The following is a 23,040-nucleotide window of genomic DNA, read 5'->3' as shown; positions in this document are numbered from 1 at the left end:
ACAGCGTGGACGAGATGGGCGGTGTGACCACCTGGACGCACCAGATGGCCCGGGAGTTCACCGACCGGGGCCACAAGGTCCACGTCATCGGCATCACGCCCGCCCCCGCCGGACGGCAGCACGAGTTCCCCGAGCCGCTGCCGTACGACACCACCACGCTGTACGACGCGCACCCGCCGCAGGTGAAGCCGCTGCGCGGCCTCAAGGGCAAGCTGAACGCGGTGGAGCGTCGGCGCCACACGGCCCGCGCCGCCGGAATGCGCGAGCGGGCCGACCGGATGACGGCGCTGTTCGCCGCCGCCCGGCCCGGGGCCGTCGTCATCGTGACGCAGGTGTGGGCGATGGAGTGGGTCTCCCTCGCCGACACCAAGGGCCACGTCGTCATCGGCATGAGCCACGAGTCGTACGCGGCGAGCGCCGCCTCCTCCCGGCTCGCCCGGGTGAAGCGGTACTACAAGGACGTCGACCGGATGCTCGTCCTGACCCCGGGCGACGCGGACCTCTGGATCCGGGCCGGCATGGACAACGTCGGTCACATGCCGAACGCCCTGCCGTTCATGCCCGAGGCCCCGGCGCCCCGGACCGCGAAGGTCGTCGCCTCGATCGGACGCCTCTCGCACGAGAAGGGCGTCGACATGCTGCTCGACAGCTGGGCCGAGATCGCCGACCGGCACCCCGACTGGAAGCTGCGGATCTACGGCGCGGGCGACGAGGAGCAGGCCCTGCTCGCCCGGACGGCCACGCTCGGCATCGAGGGGTCCGTGGAGTGGATGGGCCGCACCAGCGATGTGCTCGGTGCGCTCTCCGGGGCCTCGGTCTTCGCGCAGGCGTCCCGCGCCGAGGGCTTCCCGATCACCCTCCTGGAGGCGATGGCGGCGGGCGTGCCCTGTGCCGCGTTCGACTGCGCCCCCGGTGTCCGGGAGATCATCCGTGACGGCGAGGACGGTCTGCTGGCGCGGCTCGGCAACACCGTCGAGCTCGGCGCCCGCATCAGCTCCCTCATCTCCGACGAGGAGCTGCGCAACCGGATGGGCGACGCCGCCTTCGAGAACGTGAAGCGGTACTCCGCCGACGAGATCACCGACCGCTGGGAGGCGCTCTTCGCCTTCCTGGAGCGCTGATCGTAGAGACACCAGAGGGAAGGGCCGGGGAGTACGACTCCCCGGCCCTTCCCTCTTGCCGTGTCTACGTTCAGACGGTCGCGCCCCGGCGGGAGACCCAGCCGGCCCAGGCCGACTCGATCATGTCGCGCACGTCGTGGCGGGCCTTCCAGCCCAGCTCCGACTCGATGCGGTCGGCGGCGGCGACGACCCGGGCGGGGTCGCCGGCACGGCGCGGGGTCACCAGCGGCTCGGTGGTGTGGCCGGTGATCTCGTTGATCAGCCGGACCATCTCGGTGACGGAGACGCCCTCGCCACGGCCGATGTTGACGGTCAGGTCGCGCGGCTCGCCCGCCTCGGCCCACTCCGCGAGCTTCCGCGCGGCGACGAGGTGCGCGTCGGCCAGGTCCTCGACGTGGATGTAGTCGCGGATGCAGGTGCCGTCGGGCGTGTCGTAGTCGTCGCCGAAGATCCGCGGGGACTCCCCCGCGTCGAGGCGCTCGAAGACCATCGGGACCAGGTTGAAGACCCCGGTGTCGGCCAGTTCGGGGGCCGCCGCGCCCGCCACGTTGAAGTAGCGCAGGCAGGCCGTCGAGATGCCGTGCGCGGCGCCCGCTGCGCGGACCAGCCACTCGCCGACGAGCTTGGTCTCGCCGTACGGGCTCATCGGCAGGCAGGGGGTCTCCTCGGTGACGAGGTCGACGTCCGGCATGCCGTAGACGGCGGCGGAGGAGGAGAAGAGGAAGTTGCGCACGCCCGCGGCCGCGACGGCCTCCAGGAGGACCGTGAGGCCGATGACGTTCTCGCGGTAGTAGTGCAGCGGCAGCTCGACGGACTCGCCGACCTGCTTCTTCGCGGCGAGGTGGACGACGCCCGTCACACCGTGCTCCGCGATCGTCCGGTCCAGGACCTCGCGGTCCAGGGTGGAGCCGACCACCAGGGGAACGCCCTCGGGGACCCGCGACTCGTAGCCCGTGGACAGGTCGTCGAGGACGACGACCCGCTCGCCCGCCTGCGTCATGGCGCGGACCACGTGGGAACCGATGTATCCGGCGCCGCCGGTGATCAGATAAGTCATAGTGCCCCAAACCCTTTCACTGTGAACTGCGGGCAAGCCGACGCAGCCGGGCCCTGACCGCCCGGAATCCGTCCCGTGCGCCGGGCGCGATCCGTACCGCCAGCGAGCCGTTGGCCGTGGTGTACGGCTGCACCAGGAGTACACCGTACCGGCTGCTCGGAAGCACCGAGCGCCGCTGGGAGCCGTCCGGCGCCCGCAGCGACGTGGTGAACGACTCACCGTTCGCACACGTCACCGTGGCGCTGATGTCCCACAGCTGGACGCCCTCGCGGCCCCGCCGCCGGCCGGATCCGGCGAGGCCGGTGAGCCCGACGGGGACCCGGGCGGTCCATGCCTCCACCGTGCCGTCCGCCCCGGTGACGGCGCTCAGCGCGGCCTCCTCGGTACGGGCGGGCTCGCTGTCGCCGCGCGGCAGGAAGGCGAGCTCGGCGCGGACCGGGCCCGCCTCGGCGAGCCGTCCGTACAGGTCCTTCACGCTGAACCGCAGGTCGCCGCCCCCGCCGGTGCTCAGCACGGCGTCGACGACGAGCGGCAGCCCGTCGAGCGGCAGCTCGTCCATGCCGTCGAGGCGGGCCTCCGGCAGGTCGTCGGCCCAGACGGCGGCGGTGCGGTCGCCGGCGTACGGCGGGAGCAGCCGGCCCGGGTTGGCGGTGAGCCGGGACAGCCGGAGCAGGTCGCGCGGCTCCTTCGCGGCCAGCAGGAAGCGGGCGGTCCAGCGGGCGGGGGCGGCCGCCGCGGCGATCTCCTCGTCGGCGAAGCCGGAGAGGTGGGCGCGGGTGAGCTCCCACCATTCGGCACGGTGCCCGGCGTCCCTCAGCCGCAGGTCGCGGGCGTACATGCGCAGGTCGTGTTCGAGGAACTTGGTGCGGCAGGCGGCGGCGAGTTCCGCGCGTCCCGCCTCGGCGAGGGTGTCGACGGCCGTGCGGTGGGCGGCGATCCGGGACCGCCAGTTGGAGACGCCCTCGCGGTCCAGGGAGATCGACAGCTGGGCGGCGGCCCGGCGCACGTGCCAGACGTAGACGGTGTCCGGGATCACGGCGACGCGGGGGGCGGCGGCGTACACCCGGGCGGTGAAGAGGAAGTCCTCGTAGACGAAGCGGCCGTCGGGGAAGCGGATGCCGTGCTCGGCGAGGAAGGCACGGTCGTAGATCTTGTTGACGCAGAGCGTGTCGTGGACGAGCGGGCGCAGCTCGTCGGGCGTCTCCAGGACGGCCGGCTCCCGGTACAGGGCGGGCTGCCAGCGCACGTCCCGGCCCTCGGGCAGTTCACGGCGTACGGCGACGCCGACGGCGACCGGGGTGCGGTGCCGCTCGGCGGCGGCGACCAGGGCCTCGGCGGCGCCGGCCGGCAGGATGTCGTCGCTGTCCAGGAACATGACGTACGGGGAGGTCGCGGCGCGGATGCCGTCGTTGCGCGGGGTCCCGCAGCCGCCGCTGTTCTCGGTGCGGCGCACCACCCGCAGCCGGGGGTGCCGCGCGGCGAGCCCGTCGAGGACCGCGGCCGTCCCGTCGCTCGAACAGTCGTCGACCGCCACGACCTCCGCCACCACGGGCCCCTGGTCGAGCGCGGAACCGATGGCCTGGGCCACCAGCTCCTCGTCGTTGTAGGCGATGACGACGACACTGAGCCGACCTGCGGTCTCGGGCGGGGGGACGCTACTCACACCAGGATCCTACGGGAGCCCCCCGCCCCCTCGGACGGGGTCGGGGGGCTCCCTGAGCACCTGCTGGAACGGGTCGAACCCGTCGTACTCACGCTGCGGGTCGAAACGCTCCGCCTCGCGGTCACGGCGACGCTGGGCCGCCGGGCGCGGAGCTTCCAGGCGGTGGGCAGAACCTCCCCCCGCCACCCTCGCACGGCTCGGCCCCGAGGGGCCTCACCGGCATCGGACGGCTGCGCCGGACTCCGTCCGCCGGGCCGACGCGGCCGTCCTGCTAGAACGGGTCGAACTCGTCGTACTCACGCTGCGGGTCGAAACGCTCCGCCTCGCGGTCACGGCGACGCTGGGCCGCCGGGCGCGGGGCTTCGAGGCGGTGGTCCTCGCCGCGGCGGCCGAGCATTTCGGCGCCGGCCATCATGGTGGGCTCCCAGTCGAAGACGACCGCGTTGTCCTCGGAGCCGATCGCGACGCCGTCGCCCGCGCGGGCGCCGGCCTTCATCAGGGCGTCCTCGACGCCGAGGCGGTTGAGGCGGTCGGCCAGGTAGCCCACGGCCTCGTCGTTGTTGAAGTCGGTCTGGCGGACCCAGCGCTCCGGCTTCTCGCCGCGCACCCGGTAGACCTCTTCGTGCTCGTCGTACGTGACGGTGAAGCCCGCGTCGTCGACGGCCTTCGGGCGGATGACGATCCGGGTCGCCTCCTCCACCGGCTTGGCCGCGCGCGCCTCGGCGACGATGCCGGCGAGGGCGTAGGAGAGCTCCTTGAGACCCGTACGGGCCACGGCGGAGACCTCGAAGACCTGGTAGCCGCGCTCCTCCAGGTCCGGGCGGATCATGTCCGCGAGGTCCTGGCCGTCCGGGATGTCGATCTTGTTGAGGACGACGATCCGGGGCCGGTCCTCCAGGCCGCCGTACTGCTTGAGCTCCTCCTCGATGACGTCGAGGTCGGTGACCGGGTCGCGCTCGGACTCCAGGGTCGCCGTGTCGAGGACGTGGACGAGGACCGAGCAGCGCTCCACGTGGCGGAGGAACTCCAGGCCGAGGCCGCGGCCCTGGCTGGCGCCCGGGATGAGGCCCGGCACGTCGGCGATCGTGTAGACGGTCGAACCGGCCGTGACCACGCCCAGGTTCGGGACGAGCGTGGTGAAGGGGTAGTCCGCGATCTTCGGCTTGGCGGCCGAGAGGACGGAGATGAGCGAGGACTTGCCGGCGCTCGGGTAGCCCACGAGCGCCACGTCGGCGACGGTCTTGAGCTCCAGGACGATGTCGCGCGCCTCGCCGGGCTCGCCGAGGAGCGCGAAGCCGGGGGCCTTGCGGCGGGCCGAGGCCAGCGCGGCGTTGCCGAGGCCGCCGCGGCCGCCCTGGCCGGCGACGAAGGTGGTGCCCTGGCCGACGAGGTCGGCGAGCACGTTGCCCTTCTTGTCGAGGACGACGGTGCCGTCGGGCACGGTCAGGACGAGGTCCTGGCCGTCCTTGCCGGAGCGGTTGTCGCCGGCGCCGGGCTGACCGTTGGTCGCCTTGCGGTGCGGCGAGTGGTGGTATTCCAGGAGCGTGGTGACCGACTGGTCGACGACCAGGGTCACATCGCCGCCACGGCCGCCGTTGCCGCCGTCCGGGCCGCCGAGCGGCTTGAACTTCTCCCGGTGGACGGAGGCGCAGCCGTGGCCTCCGTTACCCGCGGCGACGTGCAGCTCGACGCGGTCCACGAAGGTGGTCATGGTGGTGCCTCCAGAGAGTTACTTACGTGCGGAATGTCTATCTAGTAACACGCGAAAGGCGGACCCGCTTCCCGGTCCGGGAAGTGAGGTCCGCCTCCGCAAAGTGTTCCGATCAGGCGACCGGAACGATGTTCACGACCTTGCGGCCACGGTGGGTGCCGAACTGCACCGCGCCGGCCTGCAGGGCGAACAGCGTGTCGTCGCCACCGCGACCGACACCCGAGCCCGGGTGGAAGTGGGTGCCGCGCTGGCGGACCAGGATCTCACCCGCGTTGACGGCCTGACCGCCGAAGCGCTTCACGCCGAGCCGCTGGGCATTCGAGTCGCGCCCGTTCCGGGTGGACGATGCGCCCTTCTTGTGTGCCATGTCTCAGTCCCTCTTACTTCGCAGCCGCGGGGATACCGGTGACCTTGATCGCCGTGTACTGCTGACGGTGACCCTGGCGACGGCGGTAGCCGGTCTTGTTCTTGTAGCGCAGGATGTCGATCTTGGCGCCCTTGTGGTGGTCCACGACCTCGGCCGTGACCTTGATGCCGGCCAGGACCCACGGGTCGCTGGTCACGGCGTCGCCGTCGACAACGAGCAGGGTCGAGAGCTCGACCGTGTCGCCAACCTTGGCAGTGGAAATCTTGTCAACCTCAACGATGTCGCCGACAGCAACCTTGTGCTGGCGACCACCGCTGCGCACGATGGCGTACACGCGGATCTCTCTCTCACTCGGGGTGGAACCTCTGAAGCCAGCCGCCCACACGGGCCCGGGGGCCCGTGGCGTTCCGGAATCGGACGAGCGGCCTCTCCCGGCGAGCGGGAGGGAGGTGCTCAGAGGCGCGGCATGTCGATCAGACACGCCGACGGTCTAGGTTACGGGCGGCTGCCACAGGGGGTCAAATTCGCCCGTGCGGTGCGGGCCGCCCCTCCGCCGGGGAGGGGCGGCCCGCACCGGCCGGTCAGTCCTGGGCCGGGGCGGCGGTCTTCTCCGCCGCCTTCTTGGCCGTGGCCTTCTTGGCGGTGGTCTTCTTCGCCGCGGTCTTCTTGGTCGCCGCCGTCTTCTTGGTGGCGGCCTTCTTGGCCGTGGCCTTCTTCGCCGCGGTCTTGCGCGCCGCCGTCTTCTTGACGGGGGCGGGCTCGGCCTCGGCGGCCTCGGCCGGCGCCTCGGTGCTCTCGGCCGGGGCCGTGGTCACCACGACGACGGCCGCCTCCTCGGCGCCCGCGGGCGAACCGGCGGGAGCGGTGGCCTTGCGGACCACCCGGCGACGGGCACGCGGCGCGGCGGCCGCGGGGGCCTCCTCGACGACGGGCTCGGCGACGGCCTCGGCGACCGGCTCCGGCGCCGCGACGGGCTCCGGCGCGGCCTCGGCGGCCGGCTCGACGACGACCTCGGCCGGCGTCTCCGTGGTGGAGACGACCGGGGAGGTCACCCGACGGGTGGCACGGCGGCGACCGCGCGGGGCCGGGGCGGGGGTCTCCTCGACCACGGCCTCGGCGACCGGCTCGGCCACCGGGGCGGCCTGCTCGACGACGGGCTCCGCGACCGGCGCCGCGACGGGCTCGGCGGCGGGCGCCGGCTCGAAGTCGACGGCCTCGGTCTCCACGACCGCCGGGGCGACCGGCGTCGAGACGACCGGGGCGGACACCCGGCGGGTGGCGCGACGGCGGCCACGACCGCGCGTGGCGGCGGCCTCGGCCTCGGCGACGGAGCCGTACAGCTCCTCGTCCGGGGCGATCGGCACCGGCACGGCCACCGGGGCGGCCAGCTCCGCGGCGACCTCGGCCTCGGTCTCGACCTCGGCCTCCGCCGTCTCCACGGCCTCGGCGTGCTCGTGCTCGTGGACGTGCTCGGCGCCGCCGCGGCCGCGCTTCTTCGCGCGCTTGCCGCCGCCACCGCCGCCGGCGGCGGCCGGCTGCTCCATGTGCACGATGACACCGCGGCCGTTGCAGTGGACGCAGGTCTCGGAGAAGGACTCCAGGAGGCCCTGGCCGACCCGCTTGCGGGTCATCTGGACCAGGCCGAGCGAGGTGACCTCGGCCACCTGGTGCTTGGTCCGGTCCCGGCCCAGGCACTCCAGGAGGCGGCGCAGCACCAGGTCGCGGTTGGACTCCAGGACCATGTCGATGAAGTCGATGACGACGATGCCGCCGAGGTCGCGCAGGCGCAGCTGGCGGACGATCTCCTCGGCCGCTTCGAGGTTGTTCCTCGTCACGGTCTCTTCGAGGTTGCCGCCCTGACCGGTGAACTTGCCGGTGTTGACGTCGACGACGACCATCGCCTCGGTCTTGTCGATCACCAGCGAGCCGCCGGAGGGCAGCCAGACCTTGCGGTCCAGCGCCTTCATGAGCTGCTCGTCGATCCGGTACGTCGCGAAGACGTCGACCTCGCTCGTCCACTTGGACAGGCGGTCGGCCAGGTCGGGCGCGACGTGCGAGACGTACCCGTGGATGGTCTCCCACGCGTCGTCGCCGCTGACGATGACCTTCGAGAAGTCCTCGTTGAAGATGTCGCGGACGACGCGGACGGTCATGTCCGGCTCGCCGTAGAGCAGGCTCGGCGCGGACGTCGAGATCTGGGCGGCCTTCTTCTGGATGTCGGCCCACTGCGCCTGCAGGCGCTCGACGTCGCGGCGCAGCTCGTCCTCGCTCGCGCCCTCGGCGGCGGTGCGCACGATGACGCCCGCGTCCTCGGGGACGATCTTCTTGAGGATGGTCTTCAGGCGGGCGCGCTCGGTGTCCGGGAGCTTGCGGCTGATGCCGGTCATCGAGCCCTCGGGGACGTACACGAGGTAGCGGCCCGGCAGGGAGACCTGGCTGGTCAGACGGGCGCCCTTGTGGCCGATCGGGTCCTTCGTGACCTGCACGAGGACCGACTGGCCGGACTTGAGGGCGGACTCGATGCGGCGCGGCCCGTTGGCCATGCCGAGCGCCTCGAAGTTGACCTCGCCGGCGTACAGGACGGCGTTGCGGCCCTTGCCGATGTCGACGAACGCGGCCTCCATGGACGGCAGCACGTTCTGGACCTTGCCCAGGTAGACGTTGCCGACGTACGAGGTGGCCTGCTCCTTGTTGACGTAGTGCTCGACGAGCACGTTGTCTTCCAGGACGCCGATCTGGGTGCGCTCGCCGTTCTGGCGGACGACCATGACGCGCTCGACGGCCTCGCGGCGGGCGAGGAACTCGGCCTCGGTGATGATCGGGACGCGGCGGCGGCCCTGCTCGCGGCCTTCGCGGCGGCGCTGCTTCTTGGCCTCCAGGCGGGTCGAGCCCTTGATGGACTGGACCTCGTCGGACGGCTCGGCCTTCTCACGGGCCGGGCGGGGCTCGCGGACCTTGACGACCGTACGGACGCCGTCCTCCTCGCCCGCCTCGACCTCGGCGGCGTCCCCGCTGCGACGGCGGCGACGGCGGCGGCGACGGGAGCTGCTGGAACCGCCGGCGTAGGCCTCGGCCTCCTCCGGCTCCTCCTCGGACTCCTCGGCCTCTTCGGCCTCGTCCTCGGCGTGCGGCTCCTCGCCCTCCTCGGTCTCCTCGACCTCGGTGAGCTCGCCGCGACGGCGGCGGCGGCCGCCACGGCGGCGACGGCGGGACGGGCGGTCCTCGTACTCGTCCGCCTCCTCGGCCTCGGCCTCCTCGACCTCGTCGGCGACGGCCTCGACCTCGGGCTCGTCGGCGACGGTGGCCGGGACGGGCTCGACGGCGACGGGCTCGCCACGGCGGCGACGGCGACGGCGGGAGCCGGTCTCGGCGCGCTCGGGCTCCTCCACGGCCTCGACCGTCTCGACGGCCTCGACCGTCTCTTCCTCCTCCGGCTCCTCGGCCACGGCGGCGGCCGCGGCGAAGGCGGCGGTCTCCGGGGTCTGGAACATCGGCTCGGCGAAGACCGGGGCCTGGAAGACGGCGACGGCGGGGCGCGCGGCGCGGCGCGGCTCGCGGGCCGGGGCCGGCTCGGAGGTGAACTGCGGGGAGGTGACGCGGCGGCGGCCGCGGCCGCGGGTGGCGGCGGTCTCGGCGGCGGCGACCTCGGCCTCGGCGGCGGCGATCTGCTCGACGGTGGACGTCGGCAGCGACTCGCCGGCGGGAGCGGCCTCGGTGCTCGCCTCGGGCGAGGTGGCCTTGCGGGTGGCGCGGCGGCGGGTACGGGGCGCGGGGGCGGCCTCGGCCGGAGCGGCCTCGGCGACCGGGGCCTCGGCGACCGGCTCCGCGGCGGGGGCCACGACCACGGCCTCCTCGGCGGCGGCAGGCGCGCCGGCCGGGGCGGTGGCCTTGCGGGTGGCACGACGGCGGGTACGGGCCGGCGGGGCGGCCTCGGTCTCGGCCGGGGCGGGCTCGGCGGCCGGAGCGGCGACGGCCACGGGCTCCGCGGTCTCCTCGGCGACCACTGCCGTGGACGTCACCGGCGAGGTGGCCTTGCGGGTGGCGCGGCGGCGCGGGCGGGCGGGGGAGGCCTCGGGGGCCTCCTCGACGGCCTCGGCCGCGGGGGTCTCGACGACCGGCTCCACGGCCGGCTCGGCCGGGGTCTCCACGACGGACGCCGTGGCCTTGCGGGTGGCCCGGCGGCGGGTGCGCGGCGCGGGAGCGGCCTCGGCCTCGACCGGAGCGGCCTCCACGACGGGGTCCTCGGCGGCGGCCGGGGTCTCGGCGGGTTCGGCGGTGGCGCCCGTCACCGGCGGACCGGCGGGGCGGGAAGCGGCGCGGCGCCTGCGGCGCGGCGGCAGCTTGTCACCGGGGGCGTTGGTGTCTTCGTTGGACTCGAGCATGCGGGGTTTCTCCCGTCACGCTCCCGGGCGCCGCGCCTGGTTCCGGTCCGGCGGCACGGTCGCGCCTGTGGCGCGGTGCCGCCGTCCGGGGCGCGGGCGCCGCACGGGAGCTCTATGTCTGGCTCGCCGGTTCCGTACGCCCTGTGCGGACGGCCTGGCGAAAGTCTCCTGGTCAGTGCGCTGCCCGACCCAGGTGGCTCCCGAGTACCAGGGCGGCGCTACGACGACCGCTCCCTACGCGGTACCAGCACCCGGCGCCGTCGCTGAGGCAGCTGCCTCGCGGTCGGGCGCGAGCGGGTCGGTCACCGTGCCGGACTCCTCGTCGAAGAGCCCCTGCGCCAGCCTGGTCACCGCAGCGGGGACCGGCGGCGCCAGGTCGGCCACAGCTCGGAGACCGGACAGGACGTCGTCGGGTCGCACGGCAGGTGTCACGTGCCGAACAACCAGCCGCAGTATCGCACAGGCGCTGTCCAGCGGCCTATCACCCTGGGGATCGCCCTGGGGACGGGCAGCGGTCAGCTCGGTGACGGCGGAACGGGCGTCGAAGGTGCGGACTCCGTTCTTGGTCTTGCGCTGTACTTCCACCGTCTCGGCCGCGAGAAACGCCTCGACGGCCTTCTCGGCCTCCTCGACGGCGACGCCTTCGAGCCGCAGCTCCCACACGGAGGCGGTGAGCCGGTCGGCGAGACCCGAGGTCCGGGCCTCGACGGCGTCGGTGATGTCGAGGCCGGCGGGGAGGGACTCGTCGAGCAGGGCCCGCAGGGTCTCCGGGTCGCGCGCCTCGGTGAGCGCGATCTCCAGGTACTCGGCCTCGGAGCCCGTGCCCGTCGGGGCGGCGTTGGCGTACGAGACCTTCGGGTGCGGGGTGAAGCCCGCCGAGTACGCCATGGGCACCTCGGCACGGCGCAGCGCGCGCTCGAAGGCGCGCTGGAAGTCACGGTGGCTGGTGAACCGGAGGCGGCCGCGCTTGGTGTAGCGCAGTCGGATGCGCTGCACCGCCGGTGCGGGCGGCGGGCCTTCGGGCTGTCGCTTGCCCAGTGGTTCTTCTCCTCGGTGCGGGGCGGGCGCGGGTGGCGCTCCGCCCGGAAGTCTGGGGGACGGCCCCTGGGCGGTCCGCCCGGATCACCCCCGCGTCCTGCGGGGAGATCTCGGGGGCGGGCAGCGCTCCGGGGACGTTCGGTTGTACTACCCAGAGTACGCGCCCGGGCAGGCCCCGGTTCCCCGGGCTCGGTCAGCGGGGTCCGCCGAAGAGGGCGAGACGCACCTCCCGGGCCGCCGCGCGGACGGCCCGCGCGGCGGAGGCGACCGGCGCCCACACCCAGGTCCGCAGCCAGTGGCCGACGGGCGTGAGGACCACCCGGTACGCCCAGGCGAGGGGGCGTCCGACCGCGTTCCACAGCACCCAGCCGATGGCCCGGCCGACGGCCCGCGAGACCAGCCCGGCGATGCCCCAGGCCCAGGCGAACGCGGCGCCGACCGCCCGGCCGACGGGGGCGAGCACGTACTCCCAGAGCCAGCCGAGCGGGGTGACGACCAGCAGGTCGACGACCCACCACAGGGCCTTGAGGACGGGGAGGAGGACCCAGCGCCAGAGCCAGGTCAGCGGGGTGACGAGGAGCAGGTCGATCACCCACCACAGGGCCCGGGCGACCGGGACGATCGCCCGTTCCCACAGGAAGCGGAGCGGGATCACGACCAGGTGGTGGATCAGCCATCCGAGGGCGCGGCCGACCGGGGCGAGGATCCAGCGCCACAGCTGCTTCACGCAGAAGGCGAAGGCGTCCCAGAGCAGCCGGAGGGGCAGGACGACCACCAGGGCGACGGCGCGCGCCACCCCGGTGAGGCAGCCCGGGTTTTCCGTGTTCATGCTCAGAACGACGCGAAGGCCCGGCGGAGGGTTTCCCCTCCGCCGGGCCGTCACGCAAGTGTTACTACTGGTTGACCACCGTCAGCGGCAGCAGCTTCTTGCCGGTGGGGCCGATCTGGATGTGCGTGTCCATCTGCGGGCAGACGCCGCAGTCGAAGCACGGGGTCCAGCGGCAGTCCTCGACCTCGGTCTCGTCGAGGGCGTCCTGCCAGTCCTCCCACAGCCAGTCCTTGTCGAGGCCCGAGTCCAGGTGGTCCCAGGGCAGGACCTCCTCGTAGGTGCGCTCGCGGGTGGTGTACCAGGCGACGTCCACGCCGACCTCGGGGAGGGTCTTCTCGGCGCAGGCCATCCAGCGGTCGTACGAGAAGTGCTCGCGCCAGCCGTCGAAGCGGCCGCCGTCCTCGTACACCGCGCGGATGACCGCGCCGAGGCGGCGGTCGCCGCGGGAGAGGAGGCCCTCGACGATGCCGGGCTTGCCGTCGTGGTAGCGGAAGCCGATCGAGCGGCCGTACTTCTTGTCGCCGCGGATCTTGTCGCGGAGCTTGCGCAGGCGCTCGTCCGTCTCCTCGGCCGACAGCTGCGGGGCCCACTGGAAGGGGGTGTGCGGCTTGGGGACGAAGCCGCCGATGGAGACGGTGCAGCGGATGTCGTTCTGGCCGGAGACCTTGCGGCCCTCGGCGATCACGTTCATCGCCATGTCGGCGATCTGGAGGACGTCCTCGTCGGTCTCCGTGGGCAGGCCGCACATGAAGTACAGCTTCACCTGGCGCCAGCCGTTGCCGTAGGCGGTGGAGACGGTGCGGATGAGGTCCTCTTCCGAGACCATCTTGTTGATGACCTTGCGCATGCGCTCGGAGCCGCCCTCGGGGGCGAAGGTGAGGCCCGAACGGCGGCCGTTGCGGGTCAGCTCGTTCGCCAGGTCGACGTTGAAGGCGTCGACGCGGGTGGACGGGAGGGACAGGCCGACCTTGTCCTCCTCGTACCGGTCGGCGAGGCCCTTCGCGATGTCCGCGATCTCCGTGTGGTCCGCCGAGGACAGGGAGAGGAGGCCGACCTCCTCGAAGCCCGTCGCCTTGAGACCCTTCTCGACCATCTCGCCGATGCCGGTGATGCTTCGCTCCCGCACGGGGCGCGTGATCATGCCGGCCTGGCAGAAGCGGCAGCCGCGGGTGCAGCCGCGGAAGATCTCGACGGACATGCGCTCGTGGACGGTCTCCGCGAGCGGGACGAGGGGCTGCTTGGGGTACGGCCACTCGTCGAGGTCCATGACGGTGTGCTTGGACACGCGCCACGGCACACCGGACTTGTTCGGGACGACACGGCCGATGCGGCCGTCCGGCAGGTACTCGACGTCGTAGAACGCCGGGATGTACACCGAGCCGGTCTTCGCGAGGCGGAAGAGGACCTCCTCGCGCCCGCCCGGACGGCCCTCGGCCTTCCACTGCCGGATGATCTCGGTCATGTCCAGGACGGCCTGCTCGCCGTCGCCGATGATCGCCGCGTCGATGAAGTCCGCGATCGGCTCGGGGTTGAAGGCGGCGTGGCCGCCGGCGAGCACGATCGGGTGGTCGACCGTCCGGTCCTTGGACTCCAGCGGGATGCCCGCCAGGTCCAGGGCCGTGAGCATGTTCGTGTAGCCGAGCTCCGTGGAGAAGCTCAGGCCGAAGACGTCGAACGCGCCGACGGGGCGGTGGCTGTCCACGGTGAACTGGGGCACGTTGTGCTCGCGCATCAGCTCTTCGAGGTCCGGCCACACGCTGTAGGTGCGCTCGGCGAGGACGCCCTCGCGCTCGTTCAGCACCTCGTAGAGGATCATGACGCCCTGGTTGGGCAGGCCGACCTCGTACGCGTCCGGGTACATCAGCGCCCAGCGGACGTCGGCGGACTCCCACGGCTTGACCGTGGAGTTCAGCTCTCCACCGACGTACTGAATCGGCTTCTGCACGTGCGGGAGCAGAGCTTCGAGCTGCGGGAAGACAGACTCGGCAGCAGACATCTCGAACCTTCGTGAGCTGGCAGGGGGGCGACTCTCAAGCGTACCCCGGTGCTCAGCGGCTCAGTGCCGCCCGGATTTCCGGGGCCGAGGCCCGCGCCCACGCGCCGGGCAGTTCCCGCTCGGTCGCGGCGGCCGCGGCCTCCTCCCGGCCGTAGAGAAGTCCCCAGGTGAAGGCCGATTCGCCGGCGCCGTAGGACTGGATCGCGAACTCCCGGAGGGCGGCGCGGGCGACGACGGAGTCCTGGTGTTCGCCGAGGAGGGACTGGACGGCCTTGACGCGTTTGCCGAGCTTCTTGGCGGGCTTGCCGAGGGTGGGGCGGGCCGCGTCGGCCGCGTAGCGGGCGCGCTTGGCGGCCTTGCGGGCCTCGTGGAGGGCGAGGTCGCGCTCGTGGCCGGGGTCGAGGGCGAGGGCGTGTTCGATCCGGCCGCCGAGGCGGTCGTGGTCCTTGCGGACGGCCTTGGCGAGGACCGTGCGGGCGTCGCGGCGGGCGGCCTCGCGCAACGGCGGGTCGGCGAGGAGCGCGTGGAGGGTGTCGAGGAGGGCGAGGTGGCGGTCGGAGTCGAGGGCTTCGAGGACCTGGCGCCGGGCGTCCTCGGCGAGGGCGGCGTCGCGGCGGCGGAGCCGGGCCTCGACGGGGCCGAGGGTGAGGGTGGGGGGCAGGTCGGCGAGGCGGGCGCGGAGGCGGGCGTCGAGGACCTCCTGGTCGCGGGCGAGGCCGAGCTCCCCCGCGAGCCACTTCAGCTCGTCGCCGACGGGGTCCGTGACGGTCCGGTCGAGGACCTTGCGGTAGGTCTTGAAGGCACTGCGCATCCGCCGGCAGGCGACCCGCATCTGGTGCACGGCGTCGGGCAGGTCGCGGCGCACGGCGGGGTCGAGCGCGACGATCGCCCCGGCCTGTTCGCGTACGTAGGCGAGCACGGCGGCTCCGGCGGTGCCGGGGCGCTCCGCCGGGGCCAGGGGGGTTTCCCGCCGTGTGGCGGGCACGGCGCCCGGCGACTCCGGGGGCGGGGCCGTCTCCGCCAGGGCCCTGGCCAGTTTCGACGGGGCCTCCGAGGGGACGATGCCGGCCTTCTTGAGGCGTTTCCCGATCGCGTCGAGAAGGCTCTCGTCGTCGACGCCGTCCGCGAGTTCGACCTCGATCTCGGTCCAGGAGGCCTCTCCCCCGCCCGGGAGGCGTTCCGCGTGGACCGTGTCGACGGAGAGTTCGGCGAGGAGGGTGCCGTCGGCGTCGAGGAGGTGGCGGACGTCACGGGACGAGCGGAGCCGGACGACCGGGACGATCTCGGCGTGCCGGACGCGGGAGCGCAGGAGCCCCGCGAGCTCATCCGGCAGGGTGTCGCTCAGCGGGGCCCTGATCTCGTCGCGGATCCCGGCGGCGACGGGGAACTTCACGTGCCAGCCGGCATCGCTCCCGCCGGTGCGGCGGCGGAGGGTGACCGCGTCCGCCGCGAGCCGGAGGTCGGGGGTGTCGTAGTAGACGGCGTCGAGCTCCATGACGCCTTCGTCGGCGACCTCCGCCACCCCGGCGACCCGGGTGAGGTCCGGCAGCGGGGTCTCACCCGTGGCTTCGTACTTCCGCTCGATCTCGCGCTTCGTCTCCGCCATGCCTCGAATCTAGACCCGTCAGGCCGTCATCGGGCGCTGTACACGGATCGACTGGAGCAGTCCGATCGCCACCCATACGGCGAACATCGACGAGCCGCCGTACGAGACGAACGGCAGGGGCAGACCGGCGACGGGCATGATGCCGAGGGTCATGCCGATGTTCTCGAAGGACTGGAAGGCGAACCAGGCGATGATCCCGGCGGCGACGATGGTGCCGTAGAGCTCGGTGGTCTCGCGGGCGATGCGGCAGGCGCGCCAGAGGATGACGCCGAGGAGGACGAGGATCAGGCCGGCGCCGACGAAGCCGAGCTCCTCGCCGGCCACGGTGAAGACGAAGTCGGTCTGCTGTTCGGGGACGAACTGGCCGGTGGTCTGCGAGCCCTTGAAGAGGCCGGCGCCGAGGAGGCCGCCGGAGCCGATGGCGATGCGGGCCTGGTTGGTGTTGTAGCCGACGCCGGCCGGGTCGAGGTCGGGGTTGGCGAAGGCCGCGAAGCGGTTGATCTGGTACTCGTCGAGCATCCCGAGCGCGGTGACGAGGACCGCGCCGAGGACGCCGGCGCCGATGAGTCCGAGGACCCAGCGGTTGGAGGCGCCGGAGGCGAGGAGCACGCCGAGCACGATGACGATCATGACCATGACCGAGCCGAGGTCGGGCATCAGCATGACGATGCCCATGGGGAGGGCGGCCAGGGCGAGGGCCTTGGCGACCGTGCGGTGGTCGGGGTGGAGCTGGTCGCCGGCGTCGACCTTGGCGGCGAGGAGCATCGCCATGACCAGGATGATCGTGATCTTCACGAACTCGCTGGGCTGGAGGGAGAAGCCGCCGCCGACGACGATCCACGCGTGGGCGCCGTTGATGGTGGCGCCGAGCGGGGTGAGGACGGCGAGGATCAGCACGATCGAGAGGCCGTAGAGGATCGGCACCGCACCGCGCAGGGTGCGGTGGCCGAGCCAGATCGTGCCGATCATCAGGGCGAGGCCGATGCCGGTGTTGAGCAGGTGCCGGAAGAGGAAGTAGTACGGGTCGCCCTGGTTGAGCTCGGTGCGGCCGCGGGTGGCGGACCAGACGAGCAGCGAGCCGATGCCGGAGAGCGCGAGCGCCGAGAGCAGGATGGGCCAGTCGAGTCGGCGGAGCACCGAGTCGCGGGCGGCCAGCTTGGCGAGGGTGCCGCGCTCGGGCGCGTACCGGGAGACGGAGAAGCCGTGGGGTGCGGCCATCTGTTCAGAGCCTCCCTCGGTGGGTGGCGGGCGGGCCCGCGAGCTGGTTGTCGTCCGGCTTTTTGGTGGGGGTGGGGGTCGCCGGGTCGGCCGGCGGCTGGGTGCCGTCGGTCTTCGGCTTCGTCTCGTCGACCTTCTGCTCCTCCGGGTCGTACGGCTTGACCTTCGGCGCGTCGATGGAGCCGTCGGCCTCGATCTTCGGCAGGGCCTTCTGCGGCTGCGGCAGCAGGGCGCGCTTGAGGTCCTGGTTGCCGGCGTCGTCGAGTCCGTAGAGCGCGTCGTAGATGTTGCGCACGGCGGGGCCGGAGGCGCCGGAGCCGGTACCACCCTGGGAGATCGTCATGACGATCGCGTAGTCCTTGGTGTACGTGGCGAACCAGGAGGTCGTCTGCTTGCCGTAGACCTCGGCGGTGCCCGTCTTGGCGTGCATCGGGATCTTGTCCTGCGGCCAGCCGCCGAACCGCCAGGCGGCGGTACCGCGGGTGGCGACTCCCGCGAGGGCTTCGTCTATCAAGTCGCGGGTGTTCGCGTCGAAGGGCAGCCTGCCGTGCGACTTGGGCGCGATCTCGTGCACCTTCTTGCCGTCGGGGCTGATGACGGCCTTGCCGACGGTGGGGTTCCACAGGGTGCCGCCGTTGGAGATGGCGGAGTAGATGGTGGCCATCTGGATGGGGGTGACGAGGGTGTCGCCCTGTCCGATGGAGTAGTTGACGGAGTCACCGGCGCGCATCAGGTTGCCTTCGAGGCAGTTCTCGTACGAGAGCTGCTGGACGTAGGTGCCGCCCTTCTTGCCGTACTTGCACCACCAGTCCTTGTTGTCCTCCCAGAACTTCTGCTTCCACTGGCGGTCGGGGACACGGCCGGAGACCTCGTTGGGGAGGTCGATGCCGGTCTCGGCGCCGAGGCCGAACTGATGGGCCGTCTTGTAGAACCAGTCGCCCGGGTTCTTCTTCGGCTTCATCCCGCCGTCCTTCAGCCACTGCTGGTGGGCGAGGGCGTAGAAGACGGTGTCGCAGGAGACTTCGAGGGCGCGGCCGAGGGTGATCGGGCCGTGGTTCTGCGACTCGAAGTTCTTGAAGACCTGGTTGCCGATGGAGTACGAGCTCGTGCACGGGTAGCGCCCGTCGAAGTCGTAGCCCGCGTTCACGGCGGCGGTGGTCGAGATGACCTTGAAGATGGAGCCCGGCGCGGCCTGGCCCTGGATGGCCCGGTTGAGCAGCGGGAAGTTGGAGTCCTTGCCGGTGAGGGCGGCGTAGTCCTTGGCGGAGATGCCGCCGACCCAGGCGTTGGGGTCGTAGTCGGGCTGCGAGGCCATGGCGACGATGCGGCCGGTCTTGGCCTCCATGACGACGACGGCGCCGGAGTCGGCCTTGTAGTTCTCGTTGGTGTTCCTGTCGACGACCTTGCGGGCCTCGACCATCGCGTTGTGCAGTTCCCATTCGGCGACCGCCTGGACGCGGGCGTCGATGGAGGTGACGACGTTGGCGCCCGGCACGGGAGGGTCGTTCTTGGCCTGGCCGATGACGCGGCCGAGGTTGTCGACCTCGTAGCGGGTGACGCCGGCCTTGCCGCGCAGTTCCTTGTCGTACGTGCGCTCCAGGCCGGAGCGGCCGACCTGGTCGGAGCGGAGGAACGGCGAGTCGGTGTCCTTGGCCTTCTCGATCTCGGCGTCGGTGACGGGCGAGAGGTAGCCGAGGACCTGGGAGGTGCGGGCCTTGGCGGGGGCCGGGTAGCGGCGCACGGCGGTGGGTTCGGCGGTGATGCCGGGGAAGTCCTCGGCGCGCTCGCGGATCTGGAGGGCCTGCTGGGTGGTGGCCTCGTCGGTGACGGGGATCGGCTGGTAGGGCGAACCGTTCCAGCAGGGCTTGGGCGTCTTGGCGTCGCAGAGCCGGATCTTGTTGATGACCTCGTCGGGCTTCATGTCGAGGACGTCGGCGAGCCGGGTGAGGACGGCCCTGCCCCGGTCCTCCATCTTCATCAGCTCGGTGCGGGACGCGGAGACCACGAGCCGGGTCTCGTTGTCGGCGAGCGGGACGCCGCGGGCGTCGAGGAGCGAGCCTCGGACGGCGGGCTGGACGACCTGCTGGACGTGGTTGTTCTTCGCCTCGTCCGTGTACTCCTTGCCGTTGCGGATCTGGAGGTACCAGAGCCGGCCCCCCAGGGTGAGGAGCAGGGAGAAGACGAGGATCTGGATGATGACGAGCCGGATCTGGACCCGGGGGGTCCGCCCGGTCTCGGGGATGTTGGTCATGCTGCCGGTGCCCCCTCGTTCACAGTCGCTTGACTCCCTTGATGCGTCCGGCGCGTGAGGCGCGGCCGCGGGCGGCCTTCACGCGCAGGCCGCCGCGCTGGGTGCCGATCCTGAGGCCGGTGCCGGAGGAGAGCCAGCCGGAGGCGACGTCGGCGCCGTTGCCGCCGCCGGCGTCGGCGAGCGGGTCGTTCTCGGCGCGGCGGGCCAGGGCCATGATGAGCGGCACGGTGAAGGGCGCCAGGAGCAGGTCGTACACGGCGGCGGTGAACAGCAGGAAGCCGAGGCCGACATGGCGGGCGGCGGTGTCGCCGACGAGGGCGCCGACGCCCGCGTAGAGCAGGGTGGAGCCGACGGCCGCGGCGACGACGACGGCCATGGGGCCGGTCGCGGAGGTCAGCCGGCCGTTGTCCGGCCTCGCGAGGCCGACGAGGTAGCCGATGACGCAGAGCACGAGGGCGTAGCGGCCGGCGGCGTGGTCGGCGGGCGGGGCGAGGTCGGAGAGGAGGCCGGCGGTGAAGCCGATGAGGGAGCCGCTGACGGGTCCGTAGACGAGGGCGAGTCCGACGACCGTGAGGAGCACGAGGTCGGGGACGGCGCCGGGGAGCTGGAGGCGGGCGAGGACGGAGACCTGGACGACCAGGGCCACCACGATCAGGGTGGCGGAGAGGAGGATGCGGTTGAACTTCACGGTGTCACGCCCCCCTGGTCCTGCGTCTGATCCTGCGTCTGGTTCTGGTTCGGCTTCTGTCCGTCGGCGGTCTGCTGTCCGTCCGGTGGTGTCGCCGTCGGTGTGACCGTGACGGTGACGGTCGGCGCGGGCTTGGGCTTCTGCGGGAGGACCATGTCGCGGGGGTCGGAGCCCGGGGCCTGGACGACGACGCCGACGATGTCGAGCTTGGTGAAGCCGACGTACGGGCGGACGTAGATGTTGCGGGTCAGGCCGCCGCCCGAGGGGTCGACGCGGACGACCTCGCCGACCGGCACGCCGGGCACGAAGGGCTTGTCCGCGCGCGAGCCGAAGGTGACGAGGCGGTCGCCGGGCTTGACCTTGGCCTTGCCGTTGAGGAGCTGGACCAGGAGGGGGCTGTCGCCCTGTCCGGTGGCGAAGCCGAGTTCGTCGCTCTTCTCCATGCGGGTGCCGACGGTGAAGTCCGGGTCGTTGGCGAGGAGGACCGTGGAGGTGGAGGGGCCGACGGTGGTGACCCGGCCGACGAGCCCGGAGCCGTTGAGCACGGTCATGTCCCGCTTGATGCCGTCGCGGGCGCCGACGTCGATGGTGACGGTCCAGGAGAAGCCCTGGGCCGCTCCTATGGCGATGACCTGGGCGCCCTTGATGCCGTACTGCCCGGCGCCGGCGGTCTTGAGCATGGCGTCGAGCTCGCGCAGCCGGTTGCGGTTGCGGTCGTCGCTGCCGAGCTTCGCCTTGAGTTCGGCGTTCTCCTTCTCCAGGGCGGCGATCCGGGTGTGCCGCTCCCCGGAGTCCCGTACCGCGCCTATGGCGTTGCCGACGGGATCGACGGCGGCCGCCACACCGTTCTCGACCGGCCCGAAGACCGCCGCTGCGGCCTGCCGGGCACCGTCGACGGGTGACTCCTGACCGCCGCGGATGTCCACCGTGATCAGTGCGAACGCGATGGCGATCAGCAGCACCAGGAGCAGCCGGCTCTCTCGTGTGTCCCTCACGTGCGGCGGCCGTGCCTTTCCTCGTGGTTCGGTTGTTCGGCTGTGCGGGTGAAACGGTGTCGCTAGCGGCGCGGCTGGGCGTCCAGGACCTGCTGGAGGGCCTCGAACTCCTCCACGCACTTGCCGGAGCCGAGCGCCACCGAGTCCAGCGGGTCCTCGGCGATGTGGATCGGCATGCCGGTCTCGCGCCGGAGGCGCTCGTCGAGGCCGCGGAGCAGGGCGCCGCCACCCGTGAGAACGATGCCGCGGTCCATGACGTCACCGGAGAGCTCCGGCGGGCACTTGTCGAGGGTGGTCTTCACGGCGTCGACGATCGCGTTGACCGGCTCCTCGATGGCCTTGCGGACCTCGGCAGCGGAGATGACCACGGTCTTGGGCAGGCCGGAGACGAGGTCGCGGCCGCGGATCTCGGTGTGCTCGTCCTTGTCGAGGTCGTACGCGGAGCCGATGGTGATCTTGATCTGCTCGGCGGTGCGCTCACCGAGGAGGAGCGAGTACTCCTTCTTGATGTGCTGGATGATCGCGCTGTCGAGCTCGTCTCCGGCGACCCGGATGGACTGTGCCGTGACGATTCCGCCGAGGGAGATGACGGCGACCTCGGTGGTGCCGCCGCCGATGTCGACGACCATGTTGCCGGTGGCCTCGTGGACGGGGAGGCCCGATCCGATGGCCGCCGCCATGGGCTCCTCGATGATGTGCACCTGGCGGGCGCCGGCCTGGGTCGACGCCTCGATCACGGCGCGGCGCTCCACTCCGGTGATGCCGGAGGGCACGCAGACGACGACGCGGGGGCGGGCCATCCAGCGACGCTTGTGGATCTTGAGGATGAAGTAGCGGAGCATCCGCTCGGTGATCTCGAAGTCGGCGATCACACCGTCCTTGAGCGGGCGCACGGCGACGATGTTGCCGGGGGTCCGGCCGATCATCTTCTTCGCCTCGGCGCCGACCGCGAGGATGCCTCCGGTGTTGGTGTTGATGGCGACGACGGACGGCTCGTTCAGAACGATGCCTCGACCCCTGACGTACACCAGCGTGTTGGCGGTCCCGAGGTCGACAGCCATGTCACGGCCGATGAACGACATGAAGTTCCCCTTGATTTCCCATGGCTGAGAGTGGTGCGGCGTGGAGTTTTCCATCGTAGTGCCGCCCGCGCGAATGGCGCGCGTTGGTCCACCTCAGTACTGGTGACGGCAGGACGCGGCGATCCGTTCCCGGGATTGGCGTTCATATGCCTGGGGGCGACCGAATTCCTTCGGTCGCCCCACAGGGTGCTTCGTTCGGCTGACTCCCGGTCAGATCAGACGAGGCCCGGGAAGAAGATCTTCAGCTCGCGGGCCGCCGACTCCTCGGAGTCCGAGGCGTGGATCAGGTTCTCGCGGACGATGGTGCCGAAGTCGCCGCGGATGGAGCCCGGCGCGGCGGCGATCGGGTCGGTCGGGCCGGCGAGCGTGCGCAGGCCCTCGATGACCCGCTCGCCCTCGACGACGAGCGCGACGACCGGGCCGGACTGCATGAAGCCCATCAGCGGCTCGTAGAAGGGCTTGCCCTTGTGCTCGCCGTAGTGCTGCTCCAGCGTGTCCTGGTCCAGCTCGCGCAGCTCCAGGGCCGTGATGGTCCAGCCGGCCTTGCGCTCGATGCGGCCGATGATCTCGCCGATCAGACCACGGCGGACGGCGTCGGGCTTGAGCAGGACGAGCGATCGCTGGCTCACGGGGGAACTCCTTCGGAAAAGCGGTGTGCGGGACCTCCGAGGCTACAGGGCCCGCACGTCCGTCGATTACGCAGCGTCAGGCCCTGCCGAGGCCTGCGCGGCGGCCCAGCGGGCCTTGGTCTCGTCGATCCGCCGCCCGTAGTGCACCGAGGCCCACCACAGGCCGGCGAAGACCGCGCCCAGGAAGAACATGGTGGGGACGAAGAAGCCGCTGAGGACCAGTCCGATCTGGAGGGCCCAGCCGAGCTGGACCCCGCCGGGCCGGGTGATCATCCCGCACAGCAGCACCGAGAAGACCATGGCCACGCCGCAGACCCACCACACGGTGGACATCGCGAGACCGTCGTCCTTCATGGCGACCAGTCCGGCGAAGCCGATCACGAAGAACTCGCCGATGAGCGTGGAAG

The 23,040-nt window shown here is 72.1% G+C and carries 18 protein-coding genes; 1 reads left to right on the top strand and 17 read right to left on the bottom strand.

Annotated elements, in window-relative coordinates; genetic code table 11:
* Positions 1 to 14 precede the first annotated feature (14 nt).
* Positions 15 to 1,121: a glycosyltransferase gene (locus tag ACH4TP_RS15050; RefSeq protein WP_389222389.1), complete on the top strand. Its 1,107-nt coding sequence runs from the start codon at positions 15 to 17 to the stop codon at positions 1,119 to 1,121.
* 70 nt (positions 1,122 to 1,191) lie between these two features.
* Here the strand turns inward: ACH4TP_RS15050 and galE are convergent, their stop codons facing one another.
* From galE to ACH4TP_RS14965, 17 genes are all read right to left on the bottom strand, one after another.
* The gene (gene galE / locus ACH4TP_RS15045; protein ID WP_389221880.1) at positions 1,192 to 2,178 is read right to left on the bottom strand and encodes a UDP-glucose 4-epimerase GalE; all 987 of its coding nucleotides are present in this window, start codon (positions 2,176 to 2,178) and stop codon (positions 1,192 to 1,194) included.
* A 16-nt stretch (positions 2,179 to 2,194) separates the two neighbouring features.
* Positions 2,195 to 3,841, bottom strand: a complete 1,647-nt coding sequence (locus ACH4TP_RS15040; protein ID WP_398178613.1) for a glycosyltransferase family 2 protein — start codon at positions 3,839 to 3,841, stop codon at positions 2,195 to 2,197.
* Between the two features lie 271 nt (positions 3,842 to 4,112).
* Complete coding sequence (obgE, locus tag ACH4TP_RS15035; protein ID WP_389221884.1) at positions 4,113 to 5,552, bottom strand: GTPase ObgE; 1,440 nt, start codon at positions 5,550 to 5,552, stop codon at positions 4,113 to 4,115.
* 112 nt (positions 5,553 to 5,664) lie between these two features.
* Complete coding sequence (gene rpmA / locus ACH4TP_RS15030) at positions 5,665 to 5,919, bottom strand: 50S ribosomal protein L27 (RefSeq protein ID WP_015033582.1); 255 nt, start codon at positions 5,917 to 5,919, stop codon at positions 5,665 to 5,667.
* A gap of 13 nt (positions 5,920 to 5,932) precedes the next feature.
* The gene (gene rplU, locus ACH4TP_RS15025; RefSeq protein ID WP_015033583.1) at positions 5,933 to 6,253 is read right to left on the bottom strand and encodes a 50S ribosomal protein L21; all 321 of its coding nucleotides are present in this window, start codon (positions 6,251 to 6,253) and stop codon (positions 5,933 to 5,935) included.
* Between the two features lie 247 nt (positions 6,254 to 6,500).
* Positions 6,501 to 10,301, bottom strand: coding sequence for a ribonuclease E/G (locus ACH4TP_RS15020; protein WP_398438037.1), 3,801 nt, complete (start codon positions 10,299 to 10,301; stop codon positions 6,501 to 6,503).
* A gap of 234 nt (positions 10,302 to 10,535) precedes the next feature.
* Positions 10,536 to 11,297, bottom strand: coding sequence for a TIGR03936 family radical SAM-associated protein (locus ACH4TP_RS15015; protein WP_389221888.1), 762 nt, complete (start codon positions 11,295 to 11,297; stop codon positions 10,536 to 10,538).
* A gap of 235 nt (positions 11,298 to 11,532) precedes the next feature.
* Entirely contained in the window at positions 11,533 to 12,168 is a 636-nt protein-coding gene (locus ACH4TP_RS15010; protein WP_398178621.1) for a hypothetical protein, read from the bottom strand.
* Between the two features lie 64 nt (positions 12,169 to 12,232).
* Positions 12,233 to 14,164, bottom strand: a complete 1,932-nt coding sequence (locus ACH4TP_RS15005) for a TIGR03960 family B12-binding radical SAM protein (protein WP_389221892.1) — start codon at positions 14,162 to 14,164, stop codon at positions 12,233 to 12,235.
* A 52-nt stretch (positions 14,165 to 14,216) separates the two neighbouring features.
* A complete protein-coding gene (locus ACH4TP_RS15000) occupies positions 14,217 to 15,770 on the bottom strand; it encodes a CHAD domain-containing protein (protein WP_398438034.1) in 1,554 nt (517 codons plus the stop codon).
* 18 nt (positions 15,771 to 15,788) lie between these two features.
* Positions 15,789 to 16,988 carry a rod shape-determining protein RodA gene (rodA, locus tag ACH4TP_RS14995; protein WP_398178627.1) on the bottom strand — a complete coding sequence of 400 codons (1,200 nt, stop codon included), beginning with the start codon at positions 16,986 to 16,988 and terminating at the stop codon, positions 15,789 to 15,791.
* A 4-nt stretch (positions 16,989 to 16,992) separates the two neighbouring features.
* The gene (gene mrdA, locus ACH4TP_RS14990; protein WP_398438033.1) at positions 16,993 to 19,239 is read right to left on the bottom strand and encodes a penicillin-binding protein 2; all 2,247 of its coding nucleotides are present in this window, start codon (positions 19,237 to 19,239) and stop codon (positions 16,993 to 16,995) included.
* A 19-nt stretch (positions 19,240 to 19,258) separates the two neighbouring features.
* Positions 19,259 to 19,927, bottom strand: coding sequence for a rod shape-determining protein MreD (gene mreD / locus ACH4TP_RS14985; RefSeq protein ID WP_389221900.1), 669 nt, complete (start codon positions 19,925 to 19,927; stop codon positions 19,259 to 19,261).
* Positions 19,924 to 20,922: a rod shape-determining protein MreC gene (gene mreC / locus ACH4TP_RS14980; protein ID WP_389221902.1), complete on the bottom strand. Its 999-nt coding sequence runs from the start codon at positions 20,920 to 20,922 to the stop codon at positions 19,924 to 19,926. Before mreC ends, mreD begins: the two co-directional genes overlap by 4 nt.
* 62 nt (positions 20,923 to 20,984) lie before the next feature.
* A complete protein-coding gene (locus ACH4TP_RS14975) occupies positions 20,985 to 22,004 on the bottom strand; it encodes a rod shape-determining protein (protein WP_116161013.1) in 1,020 nt (339 codons plus the stop codon).
* A 215-nt stretch (positions 22,005 to 22,219) separates the two neighbouring features.
* Positions 22,220 to 22,633 (bottom strand): nucleoside-diphosphate kinase, encoded by a 414-nt coding sequence (gene ndk / locus ACH4TP_RS14970; protein ID WP_041129227.1) that lies wholly within the window; start codon positions 22,631 to 22,633, stop codon positions 22,220 to 22,222.
* 66 nt (positions 22,634 to 22,699) lie between these two features.
* Positions 22,700 to 23,040: DUF4233 domain-containing protein (locus tag ACH4TP_RS14965; protein ID WP_398438030.1), on the bottom strand; the 341-nt coding region annotated here is incomplete at its 5' end.

Origin of the sequence: Streptomyces sp. NPDC021012 (assembly GCF_044333355.1) — a bacterium.
GTDB lineage: Bacteria > Actinomycetota > Actinomycetes > Streptomycetales > Streptomycetaceae > Streptomyces.
This window is presented reverse-complemented; position numbering and strand designations above follow the sequence as displayed.